At 66.1% G+C, this 3,076-nt stretch carries 2 protein-coding genes; both read left to right on the forward strand.

The features are described from left to right. The first annotated feature begins 192 nt into the window (after nucleotides 1–192). Nucleotides 193–1,194 carry an ABC transporter permease gene (locus tag ACFVDI_RS28580; RefSeq protein WP_378912260.1) on the forward strand — a complete coding sequence of 334 codons (1,002 nt, stop codon included), beginning with the start codon at nucleotides 193–195 and terminating at the stop codon, nucleotides 1,192–1,194. A gap of 47 nt (nucleotides 1,195–1,241) precedes the next feature. Beyond that, nucleotides 1,242–3,053 (forward strand): ABC transporter substrate-binding protein, encoded by a 1,812-nt coding sequence (locus ACFVDI_RS28585; protein ID WP_378912261.1) that lies wholly within the window; start codon nucleotides 1,242–1,244, stop codon nucleotides 3,051–3,053. Nucleotides 3,054–3,076: the final 23 nt, after the last annotated feature.

Raw genomic sequence — 3,076 nt, forward strand, 5'->3', positions numbered from 1 at the left:
GGCCATTGGCTGCGGACCGTCTTTGTTACGGATGTGTCACACGTCACGTCGGTATCGAACCGTTATCTGTAGCGCGGTCCGAACCGCCTGTAGTTGGCATAACTTGAGCCAGCGCGCTGGTTCGGGACTGCGCCAAGTGATCCGGTCTTGGGCGAGCCGAGCCCCAAGGCATTCGAACGGAGATCCGAGCGTATGACTGTGTCCGAAGTGTTGATCCAGGGCGGGCCTGATCCGGAGATCGATCCGGAGCCGAGGACCGGCGAGGTCGCCGGGCGCTCGCCTATGCGAATCGCCATGGACCGGCTGCTCTCGGACCGCGTCGCGATGGTCTGTGCCGGGATCGTGCTGGTCTTCGTCCTGATCGCGATCTTCGCCCCGCTGCTGTGCAAGCTGTTCGGCGTCGAGGTGCGTGCCGGCGACCCGGTCACCGACACCGACTCGTTCAACTACCCCGTGATCGGGCCGCCCAACTACGGCTTCACCTGGGAGGCGCCGCTCGGGCTGGAGCCCAACTCGGGCAACGACCTGCTCGCCGAGTGGTTCTACGGCGCACGTACGTCCCTGCTGGTCGCCTCGGTCGCCACGGTCGTCTCGACCATCGTGGGTGTGGTGCTCGGCCTGATCTCGGGCTACAGCCGCGGCTGGGGCGACCGGGTGGTCACGTTCGTGACCGACCTGTTCCTGACGCTGCCGTTCCTGCTGGTCGCGATCGCCGTCTCGCCGATGCTCGTGGAGCGTTGGAAGGAGAACCCGGCGATGCTCGACAACGCCTCCCTGATCGCGCTGATCGTCATCCTCTCCGTGTTCGGGTGGATGGGCCTGGCCCGGCTGATCCGCGGTGAGGTCGTCTCGCTGCGCGAGCGCGAGTTCATCGAGGCCGCGCGCGTGCTCGGGATGCCGACCCACCGGATCCTGTTCCGGGAGCTGCTGCCCAACCTGGTGGCTCCGATCGTCGTGTCGTTCTCGCTGAGCCTGCCGGCCACGATCGCCGCGGAGGCGACGCTGGCCTACCTCGGCGTCGGCGTCACCGGTCGCCCGTCGTGGGGTCAGACGATCCTGCGGGCCCAGAACTGGTTCGACGAATACCCCCTGTTCCTGTACGCGCCGATTGTCGGGATCGTGGTCCTGGTTTTCGCGCTCAACCTGCTCGGAGACGCCATTCGCGACGCCTTCGACCCCAAGTCTTTCCGGTGAGCAGGTCGTCGGAGAGAGGCATCAACCATGGAAGGTGGAGACCTACGATGCGATTGAAGAGAACAGTGATCGCCGCCAGTGCGATCGCTGCGCTGACGCTCACCGCTGCGTGTGGTGGCGGGAGTGGGAGTGGCGAGGACTCGACCGGCGAGTTCAAGGCCGGCGGTGGTGCCGGCGCCGGTAAGGACGCCACGGCCGAGGGGCCGCTGGAGATCCCGTCGGACGCCAAGAAGGGCGGCACCATCACGGTGCTCTCCAACAACGCGCCCCACACCCTCGACCCGACCCGGACCTACTACACCGACTCCGGTGCGATCATGTCCGGCCTGGTGACCCGGTCGCTGACGCAGTACGTGTACGACGAGGAGACCGGTGACTCGATCCTCGTCCCCGACCTCGCCACCGACCTCGGCCAGGTCTCCGAGGACGGCCTGACCTGGACCTTCGAGCTCAAGGACGGGCTCAAGTACGAGGACGGCACCGACATCACCGCCGAGGACGTCGTCTACGGCATCAAGCGCTCCTTCGCCGTCGACACCCTGACCGACGGTCCGACGTACCAGCTGACGTTCTTCAAGGACGGCGACAAGTACAAGGGTCCGTTCGCGGACACCGATGCCGAGCTGAAGAAGCTCCCCGACTACGACGCCGGCGCCGGCTGGTACGGCGGTGAGGACTACGACGGCGTCGAGGCCGACGGCAACAAGGTGATCATCCACCTCGCCCAGCCGTTCCCCGAGCTCGACTACTACGCCTCGTTCCCGGTCTTCTCGCCGATCCCGAAGGCCAAGGACAAGGACCCGCTGGCCTACGAGAGCCACCCGATGGCGACCGGCCCCTACAAGTTCGAGTCCTACAAGCCCGGTGTCTCGCTGAAGCTGGTCAAGAACGACCAGTGGGACGCCGACTCCGACCCCGGCCGTATCCAGGCCGCCGACGCCTTCGACTTCCGGTTCGCTCAGGACACCGCGAAGCTCGAGAACCAGATCCTCGGCGACAAGGGCGCGGCACAGACGATGATGACGTACGACGACGTCACGCCGCCGACCTACAAGTCGATCAAGGAGAGCGCGCCGGACAACCTCATCGAGGGCACCTCGCCGTGCACCTACATGTACCGCCCGGACCAGACCAAGATCAAGGACAAGAAGATCCGCGAGGCCATCAGCTGGGCCTACCCCTACCAGGCTGCCTGGAAGGCCTCCGGTGAGATCGTCGGCGTCACCATCCAGCCCGGCACCTCGCTCCTGCCCCCGGGCACGGCGGGTCGTGTCGAGTACCAGTACCCGAAGGGTCAGGACGGCCAGACCACCGACCCGGAGAAGGCCAAGGCGCTCCTGGAGGAGGCCGGTGCGGTCGGGTTCGAGCTGAAGTGGCACTACCAGCGTGACGACGAGAACTCGGTGGCCAAGAAGGATCAGATGGTCAAGGGCTTCGAGGCGGCCGGCTTCAAGGCGACCCCGGTGGCCTCGACCGACGAGACCTACCGCGACGACGAGAGCAACCTCGACGCCCCGGTCAACCTCCGCTACGGCGGTTGGTGCTCCGACTGGCCCTCGGGTGGCTCGTGGTTCCCGGCGCAGTGGATCGGCTCCAACGCCAACAAGCCGGGTATGCCGAACCCGACCAACTTCAAGGAGGCTGACGCCGACGCGAAGCAGGCGGAGATCCTGAAGATGGACGCCGACGAGGTGCCCGCTGCCTGGGGCGAGTTCGACAAGTGGATGCAGGAGACCTACATGGTCGAGATCAACGCCGGCTACGACGCGAACGCCTTCATCAAGGGCTCGCAGGTCGGCGGGGTCGTCAACGACCCGGTCAAGGGCATGCCGAGCTTCTCCATCATGTACCTCAAGTGAGGTGATCCGGCCGGCGTGGGTGG

The organism is Nocardioides sp. NPDC057767 (assembly GCF_042798275.1).
Taxonomy (GTDB): Bacteria; Actinomycetota; Actinomycetes; order Propionibacteriales; family Nocardioidaceae; genus Nocardioides.

Bases quoted from the DNA above. Each gene is read 5' to 3' on its own strand.
- ACFVDI_RS28580 (WP_378912260.1), top strand. From the start codon at position 193: ATGACTGTGTCCGAAGTGTTGATCCAGGGCGGGCCTGATCCGGAGATC.
- ACFVDI_RS28585 (WP_378912261.1), top strand. From the start codon at position 1,242: ATGCGATTGAAGAGAACAGTGATCGCCGCCAGTGCGATCGCTGCGCTG.